This window comes from Melittangium boletus DSM 14713, assembly GCF_002305855.1.
GTDB classification, from domain to species: Bacteria; Myxococcota; Myxococcia; order Myxococcales; family Myxococcaceae; genus Cystobacter; species Cystobacter boletus.
On the sequence record NZ_CP022163.1, the window covers coordinates 5001369 to 5023956 of the forward strand.

Genomic DNA, 22588 nt, shown 5'->3' on the forward strand with positions numbered 1-22588 from the left:
GCGCTCACCCGGGCAGGAGGTGACGGGCCTCGAACAGGGCGCGCCAGTGAGAGCCCGCGCGGCGCGACACCCGCTGCTCCAGGTAGACGCGCAGCCGCTTGAGATCCTCGGGGTTGTCCTTCGCCGCCGTTCCGGCCAGACACTCCACCAGGTCCGCCGCCGAGCCTCCATCCCCGCGCAGGTAGTAGCCCCGCACGCCCACCGCGTGCGCCACCGACACCGCCTCCGCCGTGGAGAGCACCGAGCTCATCCGCTCCATCGCCTGGCCCTCGCCCGTCTCTCCGGCGCGCAGCTCGCGGAAGGTGGTGACGAGCACCTCGAGCAGATCCTCCGGCGGTGCCACCGGCACCCCCGAGCGCTTGAGCAGCCGCGCCGTCTCATCGCGCACCAGCCGCAGCTCGGTGGCGAAGTCGCCGATGGGGAACACCGTCTCGAAGTTGAAGCGCCGCTTGAGCGCCGCGCTCATCTCGTTGACGCCCCGGTCCCGCGTGTTCGCCGTGGCGATGATGTTGAAGCCATCCCGCGCGAACACCATGCCCTCCTCGTCCTTGAGCTCCGGCACCGCGAGCACCCGGTCCGACAGCATGGACAGGAGCGAGTCCTGCACTTCCAGCGGGCAGCGGGTGATCTCCTCGAAGCGCACCACCTTGCCCTCCTTCATGCCCGTGTAGAGCGGGGCGGGCACGAGCGCGCGGGGCGTGGGCCCCTCGGAGACGAGCAGCGCGTAGTTCCACGAGTATTTGATCTGATCCTCCGTGACGGACGCGCCGCCCTGGATGGTCAGCGTGGAGGTGCCCGAGATGGCCGCCGCGAGCAGCTCGGACAGGAGGCTCTTGGCGGTGCCGGGCTCGCCCACGAGCATGAGCCCGCGGCTGGTCGCCAGCGTCACCATGGCCCGGTCCACGAGGCTTGGGTTGCCCACGAACTTGCGCCGCACGCCGAGCGCGTCGTCCCCGAGGATGAAGCGGCGCACCGCGTGCAGCGACAGGCTCCAGCCCGGAGGCCGGGGCGCGTCATCCGCTTCCCGGAGCCGCGCCAGCTCCTCCGCGTGGAGCACTTCCGCGGGAGGCCGTTGGACCTCCACCGCCGCCGTTGCCGTTGTCGCCGCCGTGGTCTTCTTCCGGGTCGTCGCCATGAGGGCGACAGCTTACGCCGGACGCAGGCTCTCCAGGTCCCTCACCAGCTCGGAGAAGAGGATGGGGTCCAGCTCACCCAGGGACCGGGGCTCTTCCCGGGCCCAGTGCCCCCCGGTCCGGACCACGAGCGTGCCGAGGACCTGCTCGGGGGACTCCTCGATCATGCCCGTGTAGATGCCCTCCTCGAGCTCGAGTTCGGCCATCAGGCCAGGGCCCAGGGGCTTCTCCATCCAACACACCACGCCCGCGTCCTGGGGAGCGCCGCGCCGCCAGCCGCGCTTTTCCAGGTTGAGCACCTTGCCCGTGGGCACCTTGAGTCCCACCACGCGCCCGAGCTTCGTGGCCCCGTGCTCCGTGTCTTGAAGGGCGTAGGTGGGACGGCCGAGCTGGGGGAAGGGTTGGATGAGCTGGTAGTCGGCGAGGAGCTGGCCCCAGGCCCCCGAGGTCTTCGCGTCCAGCTCCAGGGCATGGGGCAGACCCACGAGGGCGCCCTCGGGCAGCATCCACGTGTCGTCGTTCACGTCCGAGAAGGAGCGGTCCTCGGCGACGCGGAAGGTGTCCTTCAAGGCGCCCTCGGGGGAGTAGACGCCCCAGACGAGCCGGCGCACGACGTGGATGAGCAGGGGATGCTCCACGAAGAATTGGCGGAAGACCTCCGGGCTCCAGCGGCGGCGGGCGCACATGGCCAGCTCCAGACGGAGGATCTGGGTGCCCGCGGCCACCTTGGCGTCCTTCTTGAGGGCCTTCCACTGCTCGGCGGCCGCCTCCGCCTTGTCCGCGTCGTCCTTCTTGATGGGCTTGGGCAGGTCCTTGAGCGCCGCGCCATCCGAATCCCGGACGAAGGGCTTCAGCTGCTCATCGAAGCCCACGGTGAAGGTGCGCGGACCGAAGTCCAGCGTGAGCGAGCCACGGTCATCCAGTCCAAGGTCGGGCACGAGCCGGTCGGCCAGCTCCTCGCGGGTGAGGCCGCGCGCCTCGGCGATCTGCTCGATCTTCTCCTGGGCCTTCTGCTGGAGGCCCTTGAACTTGACCTTCTCGGCGATGCCGTTGAGGTAGATGAGCGTGACGTCGGTGCCGATGGTGGCGAGCACGTCCAGGCCCACGACAGCGCGGGTGTGGGCGGCTTCGCCGGGCCACTGGCGGATGAGCGGGGCGAGCTTGCGCGCCGTCTCGTCATCTCCGAGCAGGCCGAGCGCCTGGAGCACCCACCCCTCCTTATTAGAGGCACCCTGGGCGAGCCACGTCTCGAAGAGGGCCCAGGCGAAGCGGGCGAGGCTGGGACGGTCGCAGGCGGCCTTCACCTGCTCCAGGCCGATATAGGGCTCCTCCAGGGAGGAGACGGCGAGCAGGGTGGCCAGGGCCTCGACGGCGGCCGGGGGCAGCTTCGCGGAGCGGTCGGCGAGCAGGGGTGGGGGAAGGGCCTCGATACCGAGCGCGGTGGGGATCTTGGGGAGCTTCGCGGGCAGCAGGTAGAGGGGATCGAAGGCGAGCACCCGCTTCACGGCCTCGCGCACCTGGGGCGAGGCATCCCCCGCCACCTTCAATACCGTGGCCTCCTGGCCCTGGGCGGCGAGCAGGCGCAGCGCGGCGCATGCGGCGTCCCGGACCTTGCCGGGCTTGCCGAGCGCGGGCGCCAGCAGCCCCGAGGTGGCGTGCGCGGGGTGGCGCAGGAGCCAGTCCCGAGCGGCGCTCCGGCCCTTCTTGGTGCCCAGGGCCTCGGCCATGCGCGGCGCGAGCCGGGTAACGGCGAAGGGAAGGCACAATTCGTGGGTCTCGCCCCCTCGCGCGTCGACGCAGCGTTCCACGACGGCGAGTGTGTCGAGGCCCAGCTGGGCGATGATGCGGGGCATCCATCGGGCGTTCCAGTCATCGGGCTGGAACTGGTCCAGGTACTTCAAGGCGAGCGCCTGGGGCGCATGGCCGAAGAACTCCCCATCGAGGAGATACGTCCTGTCGCTGGCCGCCATGCCCTTGGCGAGCTTCTTCTCCAGGGCGTGCCACTTCGCCTCGGTGTAGGTCTCGTACTCTTCCGAGCCCCAACCCTTGCGCCGCAGCCAGGCCTCCCGTTCTCCCTCGTGCCACACCAGGGCGTCGGGGAAGGCGGGGGCCATGACGTCGTTCAGCTCGGGAGGCGCCTCGGGCCTCTGGCTCGACAGCCAGGGAGGCGTGGCGAGCACGGGCGGCAGGCGCTCGGAGGGGGCGTCGGGGACGTTGGGGCTGGCCTGGGCCTGGAGCCGGGCCACCAGGTCGCGCTCCTTGTCGGACAGTCCGGCGAGCGCGGCCTGGACGGCATCGGGGTGCCGGGCCAGGAGCAGCGAGAGGATGCTGCGGGGCGAGGCTCCCTCCTTGCCCGTCGGCAGCGCCCATTGGGGCACCAGGCGCGCGGCGCGGTGGGGCCAGCGCAGGGCCGCGTCGATCAGCGAGGGCGCGATCTCGCTCTCCGGGCGTTCGAGCAGCAGCGTCATCGCCTCGTCGGAGTTGATGCTCGCGACGACCTCGGCCCAGGTGCGCATCTGCTCGGAGCGAAGATCCTCCTGGCCCACGAGCAGGGCGCGCAGGAAGCCGACGATCTCCGGCCCCACGCCGTCGAGCAGCGAGCTGAAGGTTTCCTTCTCGACGTCCAGCAGGAGCCACGGATCCACGTGGGGTGTGACGAGGTCGAGCGTGCGGAGGTCCGAGAGGGAGTGAAGGATGAGGGGATCCCGCCCGTCACGCCCCTTCTGGATGAAGGTCCGGGCCGAGTCGCGGACCCAGGTGGCCTCGGAGGGGAAGAGGAAGGCCGCGGCCGAGCGCTGGTGCTTGTCGCCCTCGCGAAGGAGGGCGGCGGCGGCGGTACGGGCGGCCTGGTGGTCCGAGTCCCCGGCCTGGGTGGTGAGCAGGGCGCGCAGCCGGGACAATCCTCCCTGGAGGCTTTCCTTGACGCTGTCGTAGTCGGACGAGTCATCTTCCTTGGGGTTGCGGCCCTTGCGCGCCATCACCCGATCGTTGGCGTCCGTCTCCACGTGGAGGTCCAGGGACAGGAGCAGGGCGCGGGTCGCGTGGACGGGCCCGCCCAGCGCGAAGAGCAGGTCGATGGCGGAATCCACCCGGGGCTTGTCGTCCCACCGCCTCTTGTGTTGCAGGTAGGCGAGCAGCACGGCGTCTTCCTCGGGCGAGCCGACGCGGGGGGCGGCCTCCTGGACTCGCGCCACGAGGGCCTTGGTGTGCGCCGTGAGGTTCTTGCGGTGCTTGTCCGGATGGGCCTGAGCCGGACCCCGCTTCTTGAAGTCCTCGCGCACCAGGGCCCAGGCCTTCTTCGGCTCGAGGAGCGCCCGGACGGGCACGGTGACGCCGCCTCGCCGGGGCTGGACCCGGCCCAGCAGGTTCTCGGTCCAGAAGATGGGCCCGGAGGTGTCCGGAGCGGCGGGGGCGGGGGCGGGCGGGACTTCCCGAACGGGAGCGGGTTCGGGGGCGGGTTCGGGAGTTGCGACTTTCGCCTTCGCCTTGGCCTTCGTGGTGCTGCCGCCCGAGGTCTCCGCGTAGCCCTTCTTCTGCTTCTCGGTGACGAGCTTGTCGTGCTCGGTCTGGGCCTTGGCCGCGGAGGGGAAGGACTTCTGCTGGGACTGGCCGTCCGTGCCGATGCGCCCCCAGCGCACCGTGAAGTCCGAGCCCTGGAGTTCGATCTCCCAGAACTTCTGGGAGGAGCCATCGATGAGTTCGAAGCGACGCATGTGCTCCGTTCTACCTCACCCGGAGCGCTCTCGGGATGGGGGGATGCCGCTGACGTGTCAACGCAATCAATGACATGTCAGATTGAGTCACGTTGACAAAGACAATTAATTGCTGACGCGGTGTCGTCTTTCTTATATTCATGAGGACGGGCAGTGTGACTCCAGCGGAGACCGCATGAGCACGGGCACGACCTTCAAGATCCATCCTGCGATTGGCATTGCACGCGTCGGAAACAGCCAGGACTATTATCTGGCTCCCGTGACCGCGGGGGGACTGCCACTGGAGAAGGATGGCGAGACGCCTGTCACCCAGTTCCGGGATGAGGGCGGGGGCATCCGGAGGCAGGCGGCCCGCTTCCAGATCTATGCCTATGACTCCGTGAGCCCGAATGGGCGGCCCGTCGGGCCGGGGCAGGCCAACATCCGGGACATCCAGTGGACCGTGCACCTGGCCAACAAGAAGGCCTCCTGGTACGAGTTCCGGCAGCTGGCGGGTTCGGACGGCAACCACACGGAAGGCACGGACGCGCAGGGCAAACCCATCCCCCAGGCGCTGCGAAACCCCAGGACCACGGGACAGGATCGCAACAAGTACATCATCGATTCCGGCCCCCGGGTCGTCTCCTGCCGGGGCATCAACGCCACTCCCCAGCAGGGGGACTTCGCCAAGGGCCAGGCCCCCCAGGGCTACCCGGAGAACTTCCCTCCCGCGGGACTGCTCCCCGAGGGCAATGACATCACCTCCCTGGGACAGATCTCCGCGGACGGCAGTGGCCATCTCGACGTCCGGGGAGGCCTGGGCCACTCCGGGTGCTCCGCGGCGTATGAGCTCACCGACAAGGTGCTCTCCAGCCTGGTGAAGGACCGGAAGATTCCCCAGTCCGTCGCCGACCAGCTCAAGCCCCTCCTGAACGAGGGCTACAAGAGCGTTGATGACTTCAACACGGCCATCGGGGGGGTCCTCAGCCCCAATGACCTCAAGGAATACAGCCCGGCCATCGATCAGTACGCCGCCCAGCCGCGCATCGACACCTACGCCAACAACAACTTCTGGTGGGATGACACCTCCGACGGTCCCGTCACGGCGCTGGTCTACCTGGAGGGCAGCGACACGCCCGTGGAGGTGACGCCCGCGTGGGTGCTGGTCGCTCCACCGGCCTACGCTCCGCAGATCCTCAACACGATCACGCTGTACGACACGATGTATGACTTGTTCGTACGCGAAGGGAAGTACAACACGGACCTCTACGATCCGTCCAAATACTCGGGTGGGTGGAACCCCGACTACAAGCCCAACAGGCAGGCCGAGATCCAACCCATCATCAGCCGTCCTTCGGCCTACCAGTGGGTCGCCAATATCGACCGGCAGGGGGTCCAGCAACACGGCGGGTTGGACCAGTCCAGTGGGCGCCCTTCCGCGTTCTTGGACTACATGCGTCCTCCTGGAGCCGAGAACTCCGGGCGCTCCACGTTGATGCCGATGCTGGCGGGTGACAACCCCATCAGTACGTACCTCCCGAGCAAGTGTCTGACCTTGACTCGGACCCAGTTCTTCCTCCTGGGCCAGTTCAGTCATAATCAATACGATACCTCGACGCGGGTGGACTCCTCGGGGCCTGGCGAGCAGTTGGATCGCGCGGTCCTGGAGAACTGTGTCGGAGGGGCGTTCTGCCCGGGAATCGAAATGACGTGGCTCTCCAGGAATATCAAAATCTACAGCGAGCCGTTCCGGTTCCTGCCGATGCCGGTCAGTGGCAAGGGCCTCCAGTGGGACACCGAGCCGACCGCGGGCAATGGACTCGAGCCCGGGGATGCCACCAAGTACATGGCGCTGCCCTGGCAGGCGGACTTCAACGAGTGCTCCGATCAGACGATCGACGGCACCGTCCTCTGGTGGTGGCCCGCCCAGCGTCCCTACTACGTCAACTACAAGGACGAGCATGGCGAGGTGAAGCGGGGCTCCTGGACCCGTCCGACGCCTGCGAATTTCAACGAGGATGTGCTCATGGTCTACAACTGGAAGGACCTGGGTTTCATCATCCAGCAGGATGACGGGACGTCCTCGTTCCTGGAGGTGCAGCGGCTCCCTCTTTCCAAGGCTGACGTGGTCGGCTGACCATGGACACGGCGTCTCACGATGTCGTCGTCCTCGGCGGCGGCCCCGCGGGCGCGGCGGTGGCCTTGGCGCTTCGCGGGCTCACGGACTGTTCCGTGGCGCTGGTCGAGCGCTCCACCTACACGGAGCCTCGTCTGGGAGAGACGCTTCCCCCGGAGAGCCGCATGCTGCTGACAAGGCTCGGTGTCTGGGAGGCGTTCGTCCAACAAGGACACCTGCGTTCAGGCGGGACCAGCTCCAGTTGGGGGAGCGAGACGCTGGGGTACAACGACTATCTCCTCTCGCCGAAGGGCCCCGGGTGGCACCTGGACCGGAGGCGGTTCGATCAGCTGCTGGCCGAGCAGGCCGCCGGACGCGGCGTGGACCTCCACACCTCCACGGAGCTGGCCGGATGGGAGCGCCTCAAGGAGGGCGGCTACCGGCTCCATGTGCGGCGGCGCGGAGAAGCGGGAAGCTCCTGTCTCCAGGCCCGTTTCGTCGTGGATGCGACGGGGCGGCGGGCCGCTTTCGCGACGGCCCAGGGCACCAGGCGGCTCACGTTCGATCGGGCCTTCGCCCTGTATGGCTTCTTCCAGCTCAAACCCGGGCGGACGTTCAATTCCTACACGCTCGTGGAGGCCTGTGAAGCGGGATGGTGGTACTCCGCGCTCCTCCCCGGAGGACGGGTGGTGGCTGGGCTGCTGGGGGATGGTGAGTCGCTGCGGGGCTTGAAGCCAGGCCATCCGGAGCCGTGGCTGGCCCTGCTCGAGCGAGCTCCCGCGACGCGACAGAAGCTGGAGGCCTGCGACTTCACCGGAGAGGCGCTGGTGTCGCTGCCGGCCAACATCGCCCGGCTGGACCGGCTGCACGCGGAGGACTGGCTGGCGGTGGGCGACGCGGCGTGCACCTACGATCCCCTCTCTTCCCAGGGGATTTCCCAGGCGCTCCGCTCCGCCTTGCTCGCCGCCGAGGCCTTGCGCCGCCACTTCCGTGGGGAGCCGGGCGCCCTGCGTGCCTACGAAGACACCTCGCGGAGACAGTTCGAGGCGCACCTCCAGACCCGGGCCACGTACTACCGGATGGAGCGGCGCTGGCCCATGGCTCCCTTCTGGGTTCATCGCGAGCAGGCATTCGGAGCCGCGCCTCGCGCGGACGCGATGAACCCTTTCCACGAATGAGCAGGAAGGACATATGCAACCAGGACGCCATGGAAAGCTGTGGTTCGCCTTCGCCGCCGCGGGCGCTGTCTCGCTGGCCCTCGGGCTCGCGGTGGTCTCATCCACCTCGGTGGAGAAGAGCACCGTCAAACCAGGCCCGGTGACGCAGGCCCAGAGCGACCCCAATCAAGGGCTCTTGTCCGCGCCCTATCCGGTATTCCCGCGGGGCAACTCCCTGATGCAGTCCCTGACGGATGAAAGTCCCGAGGTCAAGCGGTTCGTGGACTTCTATAACGGGGTGAGCAAGGTCACCATCCCCCCGCTGGATCGCGACTCGCTGGTCGCGCTTCCCAACCGCTACCTGGACATCGCGCACAACGGGTTGAACGTGTCGTCCGGTGACTTCAACACCTCGTTGGTGTGTCAGTCCTGTCATGACAGTGACTGGAAGGCCTCGGGCAAGGACATCGGCGACATGACGTTCTGGTCGCAGCGCTCGGTGACGGAGAAATACACCGAGCAGTCCAAATCCCTGGCGGCCAACTGGTCCCTCTTCGGGGATTGGAGCGCCTCCATCAAGGCCCTGGCCGGACGCGATCCCGTCTTCCTCGCGCAGGTGGAGAACACCCGGAGCCTGTCTCCCCACCAGCCCGAGCAGGTCGACAACCTCTGTTTGCGCTGCCACTCGCCGATGGGTCAGCGCCAGGCGGAGAAGAACAACCTCCGCTTCAGCCACTACATGCTGTACTCGACGCCGCCCGATTCCGGGTACACCCATCCGTTCTCTTCCTCGGGAGATCCGGATTCAAAGTACGCGGATCCAAAGTACGCGGTGTATGGCGCGCTGGGCCGGGATGGCGTCTCCTGCAGCGCCTGCCACTCCATTTCGCCGAATGGGGGCCTGCCCTGGAATGGCACGGACTACAGCATCTTCTACGGCAGCGACACCCAGAGCATCTATGGGAGCGGGCTCTCCAACCGCCTCAAGGATCTGGGTGATGCTGACATGCAGCCGCCTCCCTTCCCCTTCACGTCCTCCATGAACACCCGGCCGGGAACGGTCGTGGCGCCCGACTCCGATCTCAACATCGCGCCCATGGCCGCCGCGGGACTCAGCCTGGAGACGGCCACCACCAACGACCCGAACCACAATTACCTGGAGGATTCGACCGTCTGTGGCTCGTGCCACGTGGTGGTGTTGCCCAAGGTGCCCGACCAGTACAGCGGCTCGCTGACCATCCAGCAGGCGATGTCCCGAGGCGGCTATACCAGGCCCGCGAGTTGTCCCACCACCCAGACGAACTTCACGGGGGACTTCCTCACGGATCCCTGCGTGGCACTGGCCTACGAGCAGACGACCTACTTCGAGTGGCTCAACAGCGGCTTCGCTCCCACCACCACCTGCATGACGTGTCACATGCCCTTGCAGCGTCTGCCGAGCAGTGGCGGGGGATCGGACGTGGCGCAGGTGAATGAGGATGTGACGAAGTTCTACGGGAACAACACCGGCCTCGCTCCGCGCGAGTACAACCGCCACACCTTGCTGGGCATCAACCTCTTCGTCCACGAGATGTTCCAACAATTCCCGGACGTCCTGGGCATCGAGTACTACCTGAAGACCGACTCGCTCATCCCTCCGTACCTCCAGGATGATTCCATCCGGAACCAGACGGGGAATCTCGTCTCCAACCCTGGCGCGGAGAACGGGAATGCCAAGGGCTGGGTGGCGAAGAACAGCCAGATCCAGGCGGTGAAGAGCGCGGAGGTCGTCAAGGGCACGGTGATCAAGCCGAACCATGGGCAGTACTTCTTCGCCGTGGGGGACGGACAGAGTGGCGGGAGCGTGTCGTTGACCTTCGACGTGTCCCAGTACGGCTACGGCATCGACAAGGGGGCTGGCTCCGTGAAGGCCACCTGGGGCGCCGCTTCCTACTGCCCCACCCGCGATTCCTGCCAGGCCCTCATCCTCTCGCAGGATGTGGGCGGCGGAGCCCAACTCGTGAACAACACACCAGGTCAATGGACCGCCTTGGCTGGTGACCTGGCGCTCTCTCCGAAGACTCGGAGCCTGACCGTCACCCTTCAGAATGGCAGCTGGGTGGATGATCTGTTCCTCGCCTTGCGATTGCCCGATGGCTCTGTCCGGGTGTTGCAGGACGCGCAACGGCAATACACCGTCGCCAAGAACCTCCTGAACGCCGAGCAGTCCATCCTGGATCTGGCCGTCAACACCTCTCGGGGCGTGTTCAACCCCGACACCCCCGCGGCGCAGGTGCGCGTGAGTCCTCCGGCCGTGTCCGGTTCGGACTTGAAGGTCGACGTCACCGTCACCACCAATGTGGGCCACAAGTTCCCCAGTGGTGCGGGCTTCCGGCGGGCCTTCCTCCAACTCGAGGTTCTCGATGGGGTGGGGAATGTCCTCTGGGCCTCCGGACAGCCCAATGCCTGGGGGGCCATCTGCGACGGTGTCTGTAAGTCCGACGGCAGCAACTACCTGAGCAGCGAGTTCACGAGCGACTACACGCAGCTCCAGCCCCACCATCAGGTCATCACCAAACAGAGCCAGGCGCAGATCTACGAGCTGCGGGTGACGGACGACTACAACAAGCTGACGTCCACGGAGTTGCAGCAGTTCAATCCGGTGAAGGACAACCGCATCCTGCCCTATAACTGGACCGCGCCCTCCGCCCAGAAGGGAGGGCAGTTGCTCGGACTCGATCTCAAGCAACTGGCCCTGCTCACCCAGCCCATGAGCATCGTGCAGGGGAGCAACGACACGAGCCTCACGAGTGATCCGGACTACAACGCGGATTACGCGCCGGGGTATGACCAGCTCACCTATCAAATTCCCCTGTCCGAGGTGGTGGGCTGGAAGTCGGTCCGCGCCCGGGTGAACTATCAGACCATTCCCCCCTTCTATCTGTCCGCTCGCTTCAAGGAGGCCCTGCCGGTGGTCAATGGCAAACCCGCGACTCCGGGGCCCGCGATGTCGCGGTTGATCTACATGACGAGCCGCCTCAATACACAGACCGGGCTGCGGTACACCAACTCGCAGAACAAGCAGGTCGACTTCGTGAGCAACTGGACGATGGTCCTGAGCGAGTGGACGCAGCCGGCCCACTGAGCCTCACGGGAGTTCCCACACCGAAGAAATACCCCTGGAGGAGAGACATGGCAGACCCCGAGAAGGTTATCGACATCCTGGTTGCAATCGACGCGAAGAGCATCATGGATCAGTTCGGCGGCCAGCTGAGCACCGACGCGAAGAGTCCCACGTCCATTGGGGACGGTTCCAAGCTGGTCTACATGTTCGTGCGGTGGGATGAGGTCATCAGCGGAGATGGCACCTCGACGCTGAACGTCTCCAATACACCCAGCAACGTCATTCGTTGGAGGGGAACCTCCATGACGATGAACTCCCAGCTCGGCGTCACGCTCCACTCGTGTGAGCTCCTCCAGGGGGATGACAAGATTTCACAGCCGGAGGCCAGCATCACCGAGGAGCAAGTCCCGTTCCTCAACCGCGACGGCAATCCGGATAAGCAGACCCTCACGGACCTCTATTTCGAGTCCACCTCCCTGGGGTCTGGCAAGGTTGTCTATGCCTATACGTTCGCCATCACGGACGACGAAGGAAAGCTCCTCGGGTATTTCAAGTGGGGCAATCCCGGCATTGACTCCTGAGTCCCCCGCCTCGGAACGCTGATTTCCCAAGACATAGGAAAGGCACGATCATGGCCAGCGATGGTTCTTCTTTTGTCGACATCCTCACGGTCATTGATGCGAAGGGCATCATCAATGACATGAACTCCCCCGGCACTCAACTCGGACGAGGCACACGGGATTATCCCAGTCCTCTCTATGGCGCCGAGAAGTACGCCTTCATGCTCGTGAAGCGGAGCGAGTCCAAGCCCGACACCGAGGCGACGGACGAGCTGCGCGTCTCCGTCTCGACGAATGACATTCTTCGCTGGAGGACTACCTCCATGACGATGAATACGGGTTACGGTGTGTTGCTCTACGATGTGCACATCTCCCAGGGGGATGATCTCGTTCGGACTCCCACCCGGTACGTGATCGAGGGCATCGTCCCCAAGCCGAAGTCCGACAAGGACGGCAACGGGTTGCTGGATGGCAGCGAACCCTATCAAGACGCCATCCTTCAATCGACCGCCCGGTCCCCAGGGGAGGTCACCTATCAGCTCCGGTTCATGATCGTGGATCGGACGAACAATCCGATCGCGTACTTCTCGTGGGATCCGTTCATCACGATCTCGTAGCGTCTACCTCACGTGGAGTTCCCTCGGGAGGGGGGCCTGGAGTTCCAATCGCTTTCCGGTGAGGGGATGCACGAAACAGAGCCGCTCCGCGTGGAGCAGGTAGCCCGTGTCCCCGAGCAGTCCCGGCTGCTCGGCGCGCGGTATGCCACCCACGGTGTAGACGGGGTCTCCCTCCAGCGGATACCCGATGAAGGCCAGGTGGATGCGGATCTGCTGGGAGCGGCCCGTCTGGATGTCCACCTCGAAGAGGGTGCTGGCCGCGCGCCGCTGGAGCACGCGCGCCAGACTCCGGGAGGCCTTTCCGCTGGGGAGCGCCATGGGGACCATGCCCATGCCCGGATGCACCGCCTCGCCGATGGGCGCGGTGATGTCGTAGGCGTCCTGGGGGGCCACGCCGCTCGACAGGGCCCGGTAGCGCTTCTCCACCTCGTGCTCGCGCCAGGCTCGGGACAGCTTCGCCGCGGCGTCGTGCGTGCGCGCGAAGAGCACGAGGCCCGAGGTGCCGCGTCCCAGGCGATGCAGGGGGCTCGCCTCCGGGAAGCGCTCCCGTACGACATGGAGCAGGGTGTTCACGAGGAAGCCTCCACCCGGCACCGTGGGCAGTCCGCCCGGCTTGTCGACCGCGAGGATCGCCTCGTCCTCGTGCACGAGCGTGTAGTCGCGCGGCGTCTCCTTCTCCTCCCAGGGCGGCCGGTTCCAGACGAGCAATTGGCCCGGTTTCAGCAACTCCTCGCCCGTCGCGGGGATGCCGTCCAACAGGACCTCGCCTCGCGCGAGCCGTTCCCTCCACACCGGCTCGGGAGAGTGCCGGTAGGCGGCGACCAGATAGGAGAGCGTGCTCTGTCCTCGCGCCCGGGCTCCGAGCTGTTCGCGGTAGGCATAACCCGTATTGAGCGCCATGGGGTTAGCCGCCCTCGGATGGAGTTGTCGTCGCCAATAGAAGTGCCAGGATCTTTCCGTGCTGGTGAGGGTGAGAAGGGTCGAGGTGTGCGTTGGCCAGTGTGTCTTACGGCGCGTTGCCAAGGAATCGCCGCTCCCAGCGCCGCATGTCCTCTGGTGGCAGTGGGGGCTTCGTCTCCTGGTAGAGGTGCGGCTCCAGCATGCGCGCCAGCTGTCGGTAGGCGGGCATGTCTCCCTCTACCTCGGGCCATTCGCCCAGTTCCACCAGCACCTTGTCTGGCTCCAATTCCCGCACGGAGACGCCGGGCAGGGTCAGCTGCTCACGCAGGCGCGTCACGCCCCCCAGTTCGCTCAGCAGGGGCTGGCCGTAGAAGTTCAGCCAATAACTGCCCTTGGGTCGTGTGCCCAACTGCTGGGTCACCTCGATGTCGAAGATGTCCAGACCCGGGTAGCGGAAGCACGAGTCGTGGATCAGCGGGCGGACCCTCTGCATGTCCATGAGGCCGTTGAAAGCGGGACTCACATAGCCGGTGTTGAAGGGCAGTTCCCGGGCCAACGCGAGCGCGAGCGCTTTCACCCGCGTCGGGCCCTGCTCTTCCATGTACTCCGTGGGCAGCCAGAAGGCCACACCGCTGACCGCATCGGGCTGGTGGGCGTACTGAGGCTGACCCAGCATCCGTCCTCGGTACTCGACCCGGTAGCCTCCCAATTGGTCGTCGTGTTCCCAGAGTTCGAGCACGCACCCATCGGCATCGAGCAATTGCTCCTTGATGTTGCTCATCGCCCAGGCATCGATGAGGAGCGAGTGTCCGTCCGTGCCCGTGTACCGCGTGATTTTGTCGGGTCCCACCGCCTGTTGGTATTTCTCCCATGCGCGAAGCACGAATTTCCCTACCTCGCGATGGGGGAATTTCATGAAGAACGTCAGGAGAACTCCATCACGCAAGATATGGAGTCCACCCGGCGAATATCCTTTGAAGCGAGGATAGCGTTGGTTCATCGGATGAGTTCCCACGGAGTCACGCGGATGGCCGAGCCAAAGGCTTCCTGGTAGACCTCTCCCTGATTCAGGCTTTCGTGACGATGGCCCTTGGGATAGGTGGCCCATCGGGGCCGGTTCGAGCGGAGGCAGGGAAACTTGAAGTCGTAGACCGCCTGGGGTTTGAGCGGATCACCCGAATGGACGACGACATCGGGCTCCAATGTTCCCACCAGCGTGTGTGCTCGATTCTTATTCAGAAGGTCGAAGCGCTCTTGTGGACTCACGAGTTCGAGGCGCTTGGTTCCCGGGTCGTAGCGGTAACGCTGTTCCAGGCTGAATCGTCCCGCCAGGAACGCACCCAATCGCTCCTCCGCACAGGCCTTGGCGACCTCATGCTTTTCCAGGCCGAGTTGGATGGCCCAGGTGATCGGCACTCCTTGGGGCGTCCTCCTCAACACCTCATCACACTGCGCACGGGTCGGCTCACCGCCGAAGTGCTTGTGGTTCACGGTCTCGTGCGCCTTGGCCGCGCAGTTCCGGAGCACTTCCTCGACGTCCGCCCGCATCTTGGCGGGCAGGACGCCCTCGTCAGAGGTCATCGTTACCGCCGCGACCAGGACGCCCGTGGCCACCGCCATGCCCGACAGGCCGGGCTCGGCCCCACAGGATTGAGGCTGGGTGGGGTGCTGCTTCACACAGCAGGAATAGGTGCTGTCGGCGGGGGTGCAGGTCAGGTCCTCGGCCAGACAGCCCGCGCCCGTTCCCATCACTCCCGCGAGCAAGAGCATGTCCCGCTTGCGCATCATCCGTTGCGCTCGCGCGCGCCTCCTTACGGCTAGACGAGCGAGGTGGCCTCGTGGAAACTTGAGCGCCATGGGGTTAGCCGCCCTCGAAGACGCGGAAGAACTCCCGGGGGGCGCGCTTCTTGCGCAGACAGCGCGTGGCGTCGCTCATGTAGCAGATGGAGAAGCCGCGCCGCCGGTGCCCCTCGCGGCTCGGGCCGGAGCGGTGCCAGAGCTGGTTGTGCAGCAGAATCACCTCGCCCGCCTGGACGGGCAGGGGCACCGCGCGCTCCTCGGCCCGTTGGGCCAGGAGCTGGTCCTCTGGAATGACGCCGCCCATGGGTCGCGCCAATCCCTGGCGATGACTTCCCGGAATCACCTCGAGGCAACCTCCGTCCACCGGGGCGTCGTCCAGCGCGGTCCAGATCTGCAGCTCGGGCTCCTGGCTCAGCCCCCAGAGCGTCCCGCCATCCTGGTGCCAGCGGATGGCGCCGCCCCCCGGCTCCCCCTTGTTGAAGAGGATGGCGCGGTAGAGGACGATGCCGCCCGCGATGCGTGCGCGCGCCACCCGCTCGAACAGGGGGTTGGAGATCCACGCGAGGAAGCGCTCGTCCTTCTCCAGCCGCTCGATCTTCCGGTACGCGAGCGACGGGCCCCGCCAGCCGAGTCCCGAGTCCTCGTACTGTCCCGTCCGGGCATCCATCTGGAAGAAGAGCCCGGGGTCGGTGACGCGCCCGAGCATCAGGTCCTCGGCGCGCTCGCGCAGCGCGGCGAGCCCGTCATCCCCGAGCACGCGTCCCAGGGGGGCGTAGCCCTCGGTGTCCAGCCGCGCGAGCGCCGCGCTGAGATCCATCCGCTCGGCACCTGCTCGTAACACCGTCACCTCGCACCCCTGGGGGAGCTGGACCATCTCACGCGGGGCGGAGACCTTCCAGGTCCCGGATCAGCTCGGAGAAGAGGATGGGATCCAGGCTGCCAAAGGGCCGGCCGCCTTCGTTTCTCCAGAAGTTCTCCGTGTTGAGCGCCACGGTGCCGAGGAGCTGCTCGGGGGACTCGGAGAGCATGCCCGTGAAGAGACCCGGATCGAGGTCGAGGTAGGCCGTCAGGTTGGGGCCCAGGGGCTTCTCCATCCAGCAGGCCACGCCGCCGTCCTGGGGGGCGCCGCGCTGCCAGCCGCGAGCCTCCAGACCGAGCACCTTGCCCGTGGGCAGTTTGAGGCCCTTCACGCGCTCCAGGCTCTTGCTGTCCTTTTCCTGGGCGCTGGGGGCGTAGGTGGGGCGGCCGAGCTGGGGGAAGGGCTGGATGAGCTGGTAGTCGGCGAAGAGCTGACCCCAGGTTCCGGCGGTCTTCTCGTCCAGCTCCAGGGCATGGGGCAGACCCACGAGGGCGCCCTCGGGCAGGGTGAAGGTGTCGTCGTTCGAGTCCGCGAGCGAGCGGTCCTCGGCGGCGCGGAAGGTGTCCTTCAAGGCGCCCTCGGGGGAGTAGACGCCCCAGACGAGCCGGCGCACGACGTGGATGAGCAAGGGGTGCTCCACGAAGAATTGCCGGAAGACGTCTGGGCTCCAGCGGCGGCGGGCGCACATGGCCAGCTCCAGACGGAGGATCTGGGTGCCCGCGGCCACCTTGGCGTCCTTCTTGAGGGCCTTCCACTGCTCGGCGGCGGCGGTGGCCTTGTCCGCGTCGTCCTTCTGCGTGGGCTTGGGCAGGTCCTTGAGCCGGGTGCCGTCCGCGTCCCGGACGAAGGGCTTCAACTGCTCATCGAAACCCACGGTGAAGGTGCGCGGACCGAAGTCCAGCGTGAGCGAGCCGCTGTCGTCCAAACCGAGGTCGGGCACGAGCCGGTCGGCCAGCTCCTCGCGGGTGAGGCCGCGCGCCTCGGCGATCTGCTCGATCTTCTCCTGGGCCTTCTGCTGGAGGCCCTTGAACTTGACCTTCTCGGCGATGCCGTTGAGGTAGATGAGCGTCACGTCGGTGCCGATGGTGGCGAGGATGTCCAGGCCGGTGACGGCGCGGGCGTGGGCGGCTTCTCCGGGCCACTGGCGGATGAGCGGGGCGAGCTTGCGCGCGGTGTCGTCATCCCCGAGCAGGCCGAGTGCCTGGAAGGCCCAGTTCTCCTTGCTGGGCGCACCGGCGAGCATCCACGCCTCGAAGAGGGCCCAGGCGAAGCGGGCGAGGCTGGGGCGGTCGCAGGCGGCCTTCACCTGCTCCAGGCCCGCGTAGGGCTCGTCCAGCGAGGAGAAGGAGAGCATCGTGGCGAGGGCGTCGAGGGCATCCGGAGGCAGCTTCGCGGAGCGGTCGGCGAGCAGGGGCGGAGGCAGGCTCCGGATGCCGAAGGCCTCGGGCGGCTTGGCGTGTTTGGTGGGGAAGAGGTGAAGGGGATCGAAGGCGAGGACGCGCGCCACGGCGTCGCGGACCTGGGGCGAGACGCGGGAGGCGATATCCAGCACGGTGGTCTCGTGGCCCTCGGAGGCGAGCAGACGCAGGGCGGCGCAGGCGGCGTCCTTGGCCTTGCCGGGCTTGCCGAGCGCGGGGACGAGCAGTCCGGCGGTGGCGTGCGCGGGGTGGCGCAGGAGCCAATCGCGCCCCAGGTGGCGGAACTTCTTGGTGTACTGGAAGGTCTCGGCCATCTGGGGGGCGAGCCCCATGACGGCGACGGGCCCGAGCAGGATGGCACTCTCGCCCTTGGTCTGCTCGTACAGGTGCAGGAGGCTTGGCAGCGCGTCGAGCCCCAGCCGCGCGACGATGCGGGGCATCCAGTTGGAGCTCCACCCCCAGTTCCAGTACCTCAGATGCGAGATGTACTGGCGCGCGAGCGCCTCGGGCGCCTGGGCGAAGAAGGCGGGATCGGTGCTGGCTTCGTGCCGGGAGTTCGCTTGCCGTCCTGCCTGGTAGGTGTCCCGCGCGAAGGCGTGCCATTGCTCGTCGGTGAACTGGCGGAAGCTCCTGACGTCCGGACCCTTGCGTTGCAACCACTCCGCCTGTTCACCCTCGCGCCACGCGAGGGCGTCGGGGAGTGCCGGGGGCACCACGCCGGTGAGGACGGGCAGGGGCTCGGGCTGGTGGCCCGCCATCCAGGGGGGACGGGCGAGCACGGGGGGCAACTGCTCGGGAGTGGCATCGGGGACGTCCGGGCCGGACTGCTCCTGGAGGCGGGCGACGACCTGGAGCGCTTCCTCGGACTGTCCGGCGAGGAGGGCCGGGAGCGTGGCGGCGTGGCGGCGCACGACGCTGGTGAGCAGGGAGCGCGCGGCGTCGCCTTCCTTGCCCCTCACGCTGGCCTTGGGCGCGAGCAGCCGCAGCGCGCGGTGGGGCCAGCGCACGGCCGCGTCGAGCAGGGTCCCCATCATCTCCTTGCCGTGCTCGGCGGACTGCTCGATCAGCAGCGCCATGGCCTCGTCGGAGTTGATGCTCGCGACGAATCCCGCCCAGGCGCGGAGGAAGTCGGAGCCGAGATAGGGGCGTTTGATCACATCCTGGAACAGGGGCAGGCTCGCGGTGCCCATGCCGTCGAGCATCGAGGGGATGTAGTCGACGTTGTCCTGGGTCAGGTGATGGATCTTGATGAGGGGCGTGAAGAGCGCCAGCGCGTCGGGCGTGGAGACGGCGCTCAGGAGGACGGGGTGTTCTTTCTCCTGGGTGTAGACCTCGGCCTCGGCGTGGACCCAATCGGTCTCGGTGGGGAAGAGGAAGGCGGAGGCGGCGCGCTGTTCGCCGGTGCTTCGGAGCGAGGCGGCGGCGTCGCGTGCGGCCTGGTAGCTGGCGTCATCGGTCTGGGTGGCGAGCAGCGCGCGCAGGCGGGGCAGGCCGTGCAGGTGTCCTTGAGAGAGTCGGCTGTAGCGCGCGGTCCGCTCCTCGGTGTTGACGCCCCGGCGGGCCTTGAAGACCAGACCTCCGGCCAGATGCATGTCCAGGGACAGCAGCAGGGCGCGCGTCGTGTGGACGGGGCCTCCGAGCGCGAACAGCAAGTCGATGCCGGGCTCGCTCCGAGGGGTATGGCCCCAGCCCTCGCGGTAGTTCAGGAAGGTCAGGAGGACGGCGTCCTCCTCGGGCGTTCCGATGGACGGCTCGGCGTTGGCGAGCCGCGCGGCCACGGCCTGGCTCTCGGCGGTGAGGTTGCCGGGCTCCGAGTCCTGGGAGATGCCTTCGGGGGTGCGCTTCTTGAAGTCCTCGCGCACCAGGGCCCAGGCCTTCTTCGGGGCCATGAGGGGGCGGACGGGCACGGACACGCCGCCCCGGCGGGGAATCACGCGGCGCAGGAGGTCATCGCTCCAGAAGACGGGCCCCGAGGTATCGGGGGCGGGAGGCGGGGGCACCGGGATGGGGGCCGCCTCCGGGGCTTTCGGAGCGGAGGCCTTCGGAGCCGCGGGCGCGGGCGCCACCACGGTGTTGGAGGGCGCGCTACCGGCCTCCGTGTAGCCCTTCTTCTGCTTCTCGGCGATGAGCTTGTCGTGCTCGGTCTGGGCCTTTGCGTCGGAGGGGAAGGATTTCTGCTGGGTCTGCCCGTCCGTGCCGATGCGTCCCCAGCGCACGGTGAAGCCGGTGCCCTGGAGATCGATCTCCCAGAACTTCTGGGAGGAGCCATCGGTGAACTCGAAGCGACGCATGCTTGTCTCCGCGAAAGAAGGGGCGCCACCCTATCGTACCGGGGCCCCCCTTTGCGCCTCCGCTGGGATTCGGACGACGTTTGAAGAAACCCTTGCGATCCAACCGCGAAAGTAGGGTAAGAGCCCAGCTCTTCTCGGAATGAGGACAGGTGGAGACACGATGAGCCCGTGGAAGGACAAGCTCCCAGAGGGATGGCGCCGGGTACTGCAGGACGCCCTGGCGAACCCGGCGTTCACCCGGTTGCAGGCGTATGTGGAGCAGGAGCGGCAGCGGTACACGGTGTACCCGCCGGAGGAGGACCTGTTCTCGGCCTTGCGGTTGACGCCGTACGAGCAGGTGAAGGTGCTGATCCTGGGGCAGGATCCGTATCACGGGGCGGGGCAGGCGCATGGGTTGGCGTTCTCGGTGAAGCCGGGAGTCAGGCCGCCGCCCTCGCTGGTGAACATGTTCAAGGAACTGCACGACGACCTGGGCCTGCCCATTCCCAGGGAGGGCTCGCTGGTGCCCTGGGCCGAGCGGGGCGTGTTGCTGCTCAACGCCGTGCTGACGGTGCGCGAGGCCACGCCCAACTCGCACGCGGGGCAGGGCTGGGAGGCCTTCACCGACGCGGTCATCCGGGCGGTGAGCGCGAAGGAGGAGCCCGTCGTCTTCGTGTTGTGGGGGGCCTACGCCCAGAAGAAGCAGAAGCTCATCGACGCGCGGCGCCACGTGGTGCTCGCGGGCCCCCACCCCTCGCCCCTGTCGGCGTCCCGGGGCTTCTTCGGCAGCAGACCCTTCAGCCGTGTCAACGCGGAGTTGGAGAAGCGAGGGCGGGAGCCCATCGACTGGCGCCTGCCCGCGTAACGCCCCCCGAGCGCGCCGCCTCGTGACTGGTTAGAGTCCCGTCACCATGGCGAAGACCGCATCCCGCAAGGCTCCGGCGAGCCGGAAGAAGGCCGTCCCCGCGGTACCCAAGAAGAGCGCTGCTTCCTCTCCCAAGAAGAAGCCCTCGCCCGCGAAGGCGGTGAAGGCCGCGAAGAAGCGCACGCCCCTGGAGTCCTCGCTGCGTGAGCCGGCCGCTCCGGAGACCTCGGTCTCGTTCTCCGCCGAGGAGTCCCCGCCCGGCATGAAGGCCCTGCCCGCGGGAGAGCCCCAGGGCGCGGCCTTCCCCTTCGAGATCGACCCCAAGCGCATCGAGGAAGGCCTCCAGAAGCTGCGCCAGGAGGTGGTCCACTGGGCGAACAAGGGCCGCTACACCAAGGTGCGCTTCAAGTTCCGGGGCAAGCAGTTGCTGCCGGACCTGCCCATCGCCGCGGTGGCCGCCGCCGAGGGCCTGACCTTCTACTGGGGCGGCATCCTGCGCGCGCTCATCTTCACCGTGGCCGGCGGCAGCCTGCTCCAGGTGGAACTCGTCAACGACGCGGACAAGCGGGTGCAGGCGGGCAAGGAAGCGCTGCTCAACGGGGACCTGGACGAGGCCCTGGCGCTCTTCCGCGAGGCGCTGACCATGGACCGGGACAACGCCGGGGCGCACCTCAACGTGGGCGTGGCGCTCAAACTCAAGGGGGAGCGGGAGGCGGCGCTCGCCGCCTTCGAGCGCGCCAAGGCGCTGGACCCCGAGGGCCCCCTGGGTGCCGAGGCCGAACGGCTCGCCGCGCCGCTGCGTCCCAAGGACACCGTGGCCCAGACGGGGTAGGCGCGTGCCCGGCGACGACGACTACCAGATGCTCGGGCCCGCCCGCGAGCGCTACTACCGGCTGGTGCTCGTGTTGGCCGAGTCCCGGTGGCAGGAGCGGCTGCGGCGGGAGTTGCCGCTGCTGCGCGAGGTGCTCGTCCACCAGGAGGCATTGGACGCGCTGCTCGGCGCCGAGGCGTGGCCGGAGGGTCATTCCTCGGTGAGGACCCTGTCCGAGGTGGCCTCGCTGCGTGAACAGCTCGTCCGGGACGTGGCCCGCAAGCTCGGGCGTGATCCCCACGAGCCCTTTGGCGTCCTGATGCGGGCCCTGGAGGACTGGCTCATCACCCTGCCGCGCGAGGTCCCCGCCCACCTGCGGGAGGAGACCGCGCGGGAGTTGTTGCCGGACACCCTGCCCGCGCTGCGTGACGCCCAGGTGTTCGGCGAGCGCCTGGAGTCCCTGTTCGCCCAGCCCCTGTTGCTCGCCGGACGGCTGCCCTTCTCCAACCGTCAGCGGGAGGAGCTGGCCCTGGGGTGGCCCCGGGGCGAGGCGGCCCTGGCATCGCTCTGGCGGCGTTTGTCCGGCGTGGACGCGCGGGGGTTCATGGTGGCGGAGCTGCGCGAGCGGGCGGCTCTCGCTCCCGGGCGGGCGCCGTCCACGGGCCCCGAGCACCTGTTGCACGCGGAATACTGGTACCAGGAGGCACGGAGTCGGCTGACGCGGATGGCCCGGCTTCGGCTGGCCCCGCTCGAGCCCTCGCCCTCCGAGTGCCTGACGGTGATGTGGTGGCTCTTCGAGCGCGAGTACGTCCCTCAGGTGCGTTTGTTGCCCTCGGACACGCTCTCCGAGGCCCGGGCGGCCCTGATCGAGGTGGCCTACGAGTTGTGGGATGCCCAGCGCACGGACATTCCCGCGGACGAGCGGTGGACGACTCCGCGCTGGGCCCGCCTGGAGCGCCTGGCCGCGCGGGCCGATGAGGCCCGGAACGCGCCCGGAATCGAGCCGGTGCGCGAGGCCCTGCGCCAGCTCCTCCCGCGACACGGAAACGGCACGACCCGGACCCCGCGCGGATGGTGGACGACTCCCAGTCTGGTGGACCTGGTCCGCCAGGTGCGCGACGTGCTCGGCTAAGCGTCCGAAACCCCCCGTCCAGGCGGTCTCCGGGCCCCCTTTCTGGCTGCCCTCCATCACCGGGGCGTCTGCGTTGTTGACGCTGGAAAATCCGAGGGTTACGTACCCATATCCTCTTTGGAGAGGCCCCCTCGGGCGGGCCTGTCCCCGACCCC

The 22588-nt window shown here is 67.6% G+C and carries 15 protein-coding genes; 8 read left to right on the plus strand and 7 right to left on the minus strand.

All coding sequences use genetic code 11. The annotated features are described in order from the left end of the window. Positions 1–4 precede the first annotated feature (4 nt). Positions 5–1135 carry an ATP-binding protein gene (locus tag MEBOL_RS21165; protein WP_095979145.1) on the minus strand — a complete coding sequence of 377 codons (1131 nt, stop codon included), beginning with the start codon at positions 1133–1135 and terminating at the stop codon, positions 5–7. Between the two features lie 12 nt (positions 1136–1147). Continuing rightward, positions 1148–4846 carry a WGR and DUF4132 domain-containing protein gene (locus MEBOL_RS21170; RefSeq protein WP_095979146.1) on the minus strand — a complete coding sequence of 1233 codons (3699 nt, stop codon included), beginning with the start codon at positions 4844–4846 and terminating at the stop codon, positions 1148–1150. Between the two features lie 175 nt (positions 4847–5021). Here MEBOL_RS21170 and MEBOL_RS21175 point away from each other — a divergent pair, with 175 nt between their 5' ends. The 5 genes from MEBOL_RS21175 to MEBOL_RS21195 are packed head-to-tail and all read left to right on the plus strand — an operon-like array spanning position 5022 to position 12378. Beyond that, positions 5022–6962: a LodA/GoxA family CTQ-dependent oxidase gene (locus tag MEBOL_RS21175; RefSeq protein WP_095979147.1), complete on the plus strand. Its 1941-nt coding sequence runs from the start codon at positions 5022–5024 to the stop codon at positions 6960–6962. Between the two features lie 2 nt (positions 6963–6964). After that, positions 6965–8119, plus strand: a complete 1155-nt coding sequence (locus tag MEBOL_RS21180; RefSeq protein ID WP_095979148.1) for a tryptophan 7-halogenase — start codon at positions 6965–6967, stop codon at positions 8117–8119. 13 nt (positions 8120–8132) lie between these two features. Then, positions 8133–11222 carry a hypothetical protein gene (locus MEBOL_RS21185; protein ID WP_095979149.1) on the plus strand — a complete coding sequence of 1030 codons (3090 nt, stop codon included), beginning with the start codon at positions 8133–8135 and terminating at the stop codon, positions 11220–11222. 47 nt (positions 11223–11269) lie between these two features. After that, positions 11270–11782, plus strand: coding sequence for an AidA/PixA family protein (locus MEBOL_RS21190; RefSeq protein WP_095979150.1), 513 nt, complete (start codon positions 11270–11272; stop codon positions 11780–11782). Positions 11783–11832: 50 nt separating this feature from the next. Next, positions 11833–12378, plus strand: a complete 546-nt coding sequence (locus MEBOL_RS21195) for an AidA/PixA family protein (protein ID WP_095979151.1) — start codon at positions 11833–11835, stop codon at positions 12376–12378. A gap of 3 nt (positions 12379–12381) precedes the next feature. Here MEBOL_RS21195 and MEBOL_RS21200 read toward each other — a convergent pair whose 3' ends face one another. From MEBOL_RS21200 to MEBOL_RS43720, 5 genes are all read right to left on the minus strand, one after another. Next, complete coding sequence (locus MEBOL_RS21200) at positions 12382–13278, minus strand: RluA family pseudouridine synthase (RefSeq protein ID WP_095979152.1); 897 nt, start codon at positions 13276–13278, stop codon at positions 12382–12384. 106 nt (positions 13279–13384) lie between these two features. Continuing rightward, the gene (locus MEBOL_RS21205; RefSeq protein ID WP_218920806.1) at positions 13385–14161 is read right to left on the minus strand and encodes a type VI immunity family protein; all 777 of its coding nucleotides are present in this window, start codon (positions 14159–14161) and stop codon (positions 13385–13387) included. Positions 14162–14274: 113 nt separating this feature from the next. Next, entirely contained in the window at positions 14275–15066 is a 792-nt protein-coding gene (locus MEBOL_RS21210) for a hypothetical protein (protein WP_095979154.1), read from the minus strand. A gap of 73 nt (positions 15067–15139) precedes the next feature. Further along, positions 15140–15895 carry a phytanoyl-CoA dioxygenase family protein gene (locus MEBOL_RS21215; protein WP_095979155.1) on the minus strand — a complete coding sequence of 252 codons (756 nt, stop codon included), beginning with the start codon at positions 15893–15895 and terminating at the stop codon, positions 15140–15142. 58 nt (positions 15896–15953) lie between these two features. Next, a complete protein-coding gene (locus MEBOL_RS43720; RefSeq protein WP_095979156.1) occupies positions 15954–19646 on the minus strand; it encodes a WGR and DUF4132 domain-containing protein in 3693 nt (1230 codons plus the stop codon). Positions 19647–19806: 160 nt separating this feature from the next. Between MEBOL_RS43720 and ung the strand changes: the two genes are divergently transcribed. Genes ung through MEBOL_RS21235 form a run of 3 tightly spaced genes read left to right on the plus strand, consistent with a single transcriptional unit; the run spans position 19807 to position 22433 of the window. Then, complete coding sequence (gene ung / locus MEBOL_RS21225) at positions 19807–20490, plus strand: uracil-DNA glycosylase (protein ID WP_095979157.1); 684 nt, start codon at positions 19807–19809, stop codon at positions 20488–20490. Positions 20491–20536: 46 nt separating this feature from the next. Continuing rightward, on the plus strand, positions 20537–21322 hold the full coding sequence (locus MEBOL_RS21230; RefSeq protein ID WP_095979158.1) for a tetratricopeptide repeat protein: 786 nt from the start codon (positions 20537–20539) through the stop codon (positions 21320–21322). 4 nt (positions 21323–21326) lie between these two features. Continuing rightward, a complete protein-coding gene (locus tag MEBOL_RS21235) occupies positions 21327–22433 on the plus strand; it encodes a hypothetical protein (RefSeq protein WP_095979159.1) in 1107 nt (368 codons plus the stop codon). The last annotated feature ends 155 nt before the right edge of the window (positions 22434–22588 follow it).

Coding starts and splice junctions, on each gene's coding strand:
- MEBOL_RS21210 (WP_095979154.1), bottom strand. CDS start 15,066: ATGATGCGCAAGCGGGACATGCTCTTGCTCGCGGGAGTGATGGGAACG.
- MEBOL_RS21165 (WP_095979145.1), bottom strand. CDS start 1,135: ATGGCGACGACCCGGAAGAAGACCACGGCGGCGACAACGGCAACGGCG.
- MEBOL_RS21180 (WP_095979148.1), top strand. CDS start 6,965: ATGGACACGGCGTCTCACGATGTCGTCGTCCTCGGCGGCGGCCCCGCG.
- ung (WP_095979157.1), top strand. CDS start 19,807: ATGAGCCCGTGGAAGGACAAGCTCCCAGAGGGATGGCGCCGGGTACTG.
- MEBOL_RS21215 (WP_095979155.1), bottom strand. CDS start 15,895: ATGGATCTCAGCGCGGCGCTCGCGCGGCTGGACACCGAGGGCTACGCC.
- MEBOL_RS21230 (WP_095979158.1), top strand. CDS start 20,537: ATGGCGAAGACCGCATCCCGCAAGGCTCCGGCGAGCCGGAAGAAGGCC.
- MEBOL_RS21175 (WP_095979147.1), top strand. CDS start 5,022: ATGAGCACGGGCACGACCTTCAAGATCCATCCTGCGATTGGCATTGCA.
- MEBOL_RS43720 (WP_095979156.1), bottom strand. CDS start 19,646: ATGCGTCGCTTCGAGTTCACCGATGGCTCCTCCCAGAAGTTCTGGGAG.
- MEBOL_RS21170 (WP_095979146.1), bottom strand. CDS start 4,846: ATGCGTCGCTTCGAACTCATCGATGGCTCCTCCCAGAAGTTCTGGGAG.
- MEBOL_RS21195 (WP_095979151.1), top strand. CDS start 11,833: ATGGCCAGCGATGGTTCTTCTTTTGTCGACATCCTCACGGTCATTGAT.
- MEBOL_RS21190 (WP_095979150.1), top strand. CDS start 11,270: ATGGCAGACCCCGAGAAGGTTATCGACATCCTGGTTGCAATCGACGCG.
- MEBOL_RS21185 (WP_095979149.1), top strand. CDS start 8,133: ATGCAACCAGGACGCCATGGAAAGCTGTGGTTCGCCTTCGCCGCCGCG.
- MEBOL_RS21200 (WP_095979152.1), bottom strand. CDS start 13,278: ATGGCGCTCAATACGGGTTATGCCTACCGCGAACAGCTCGGAGCCCGG.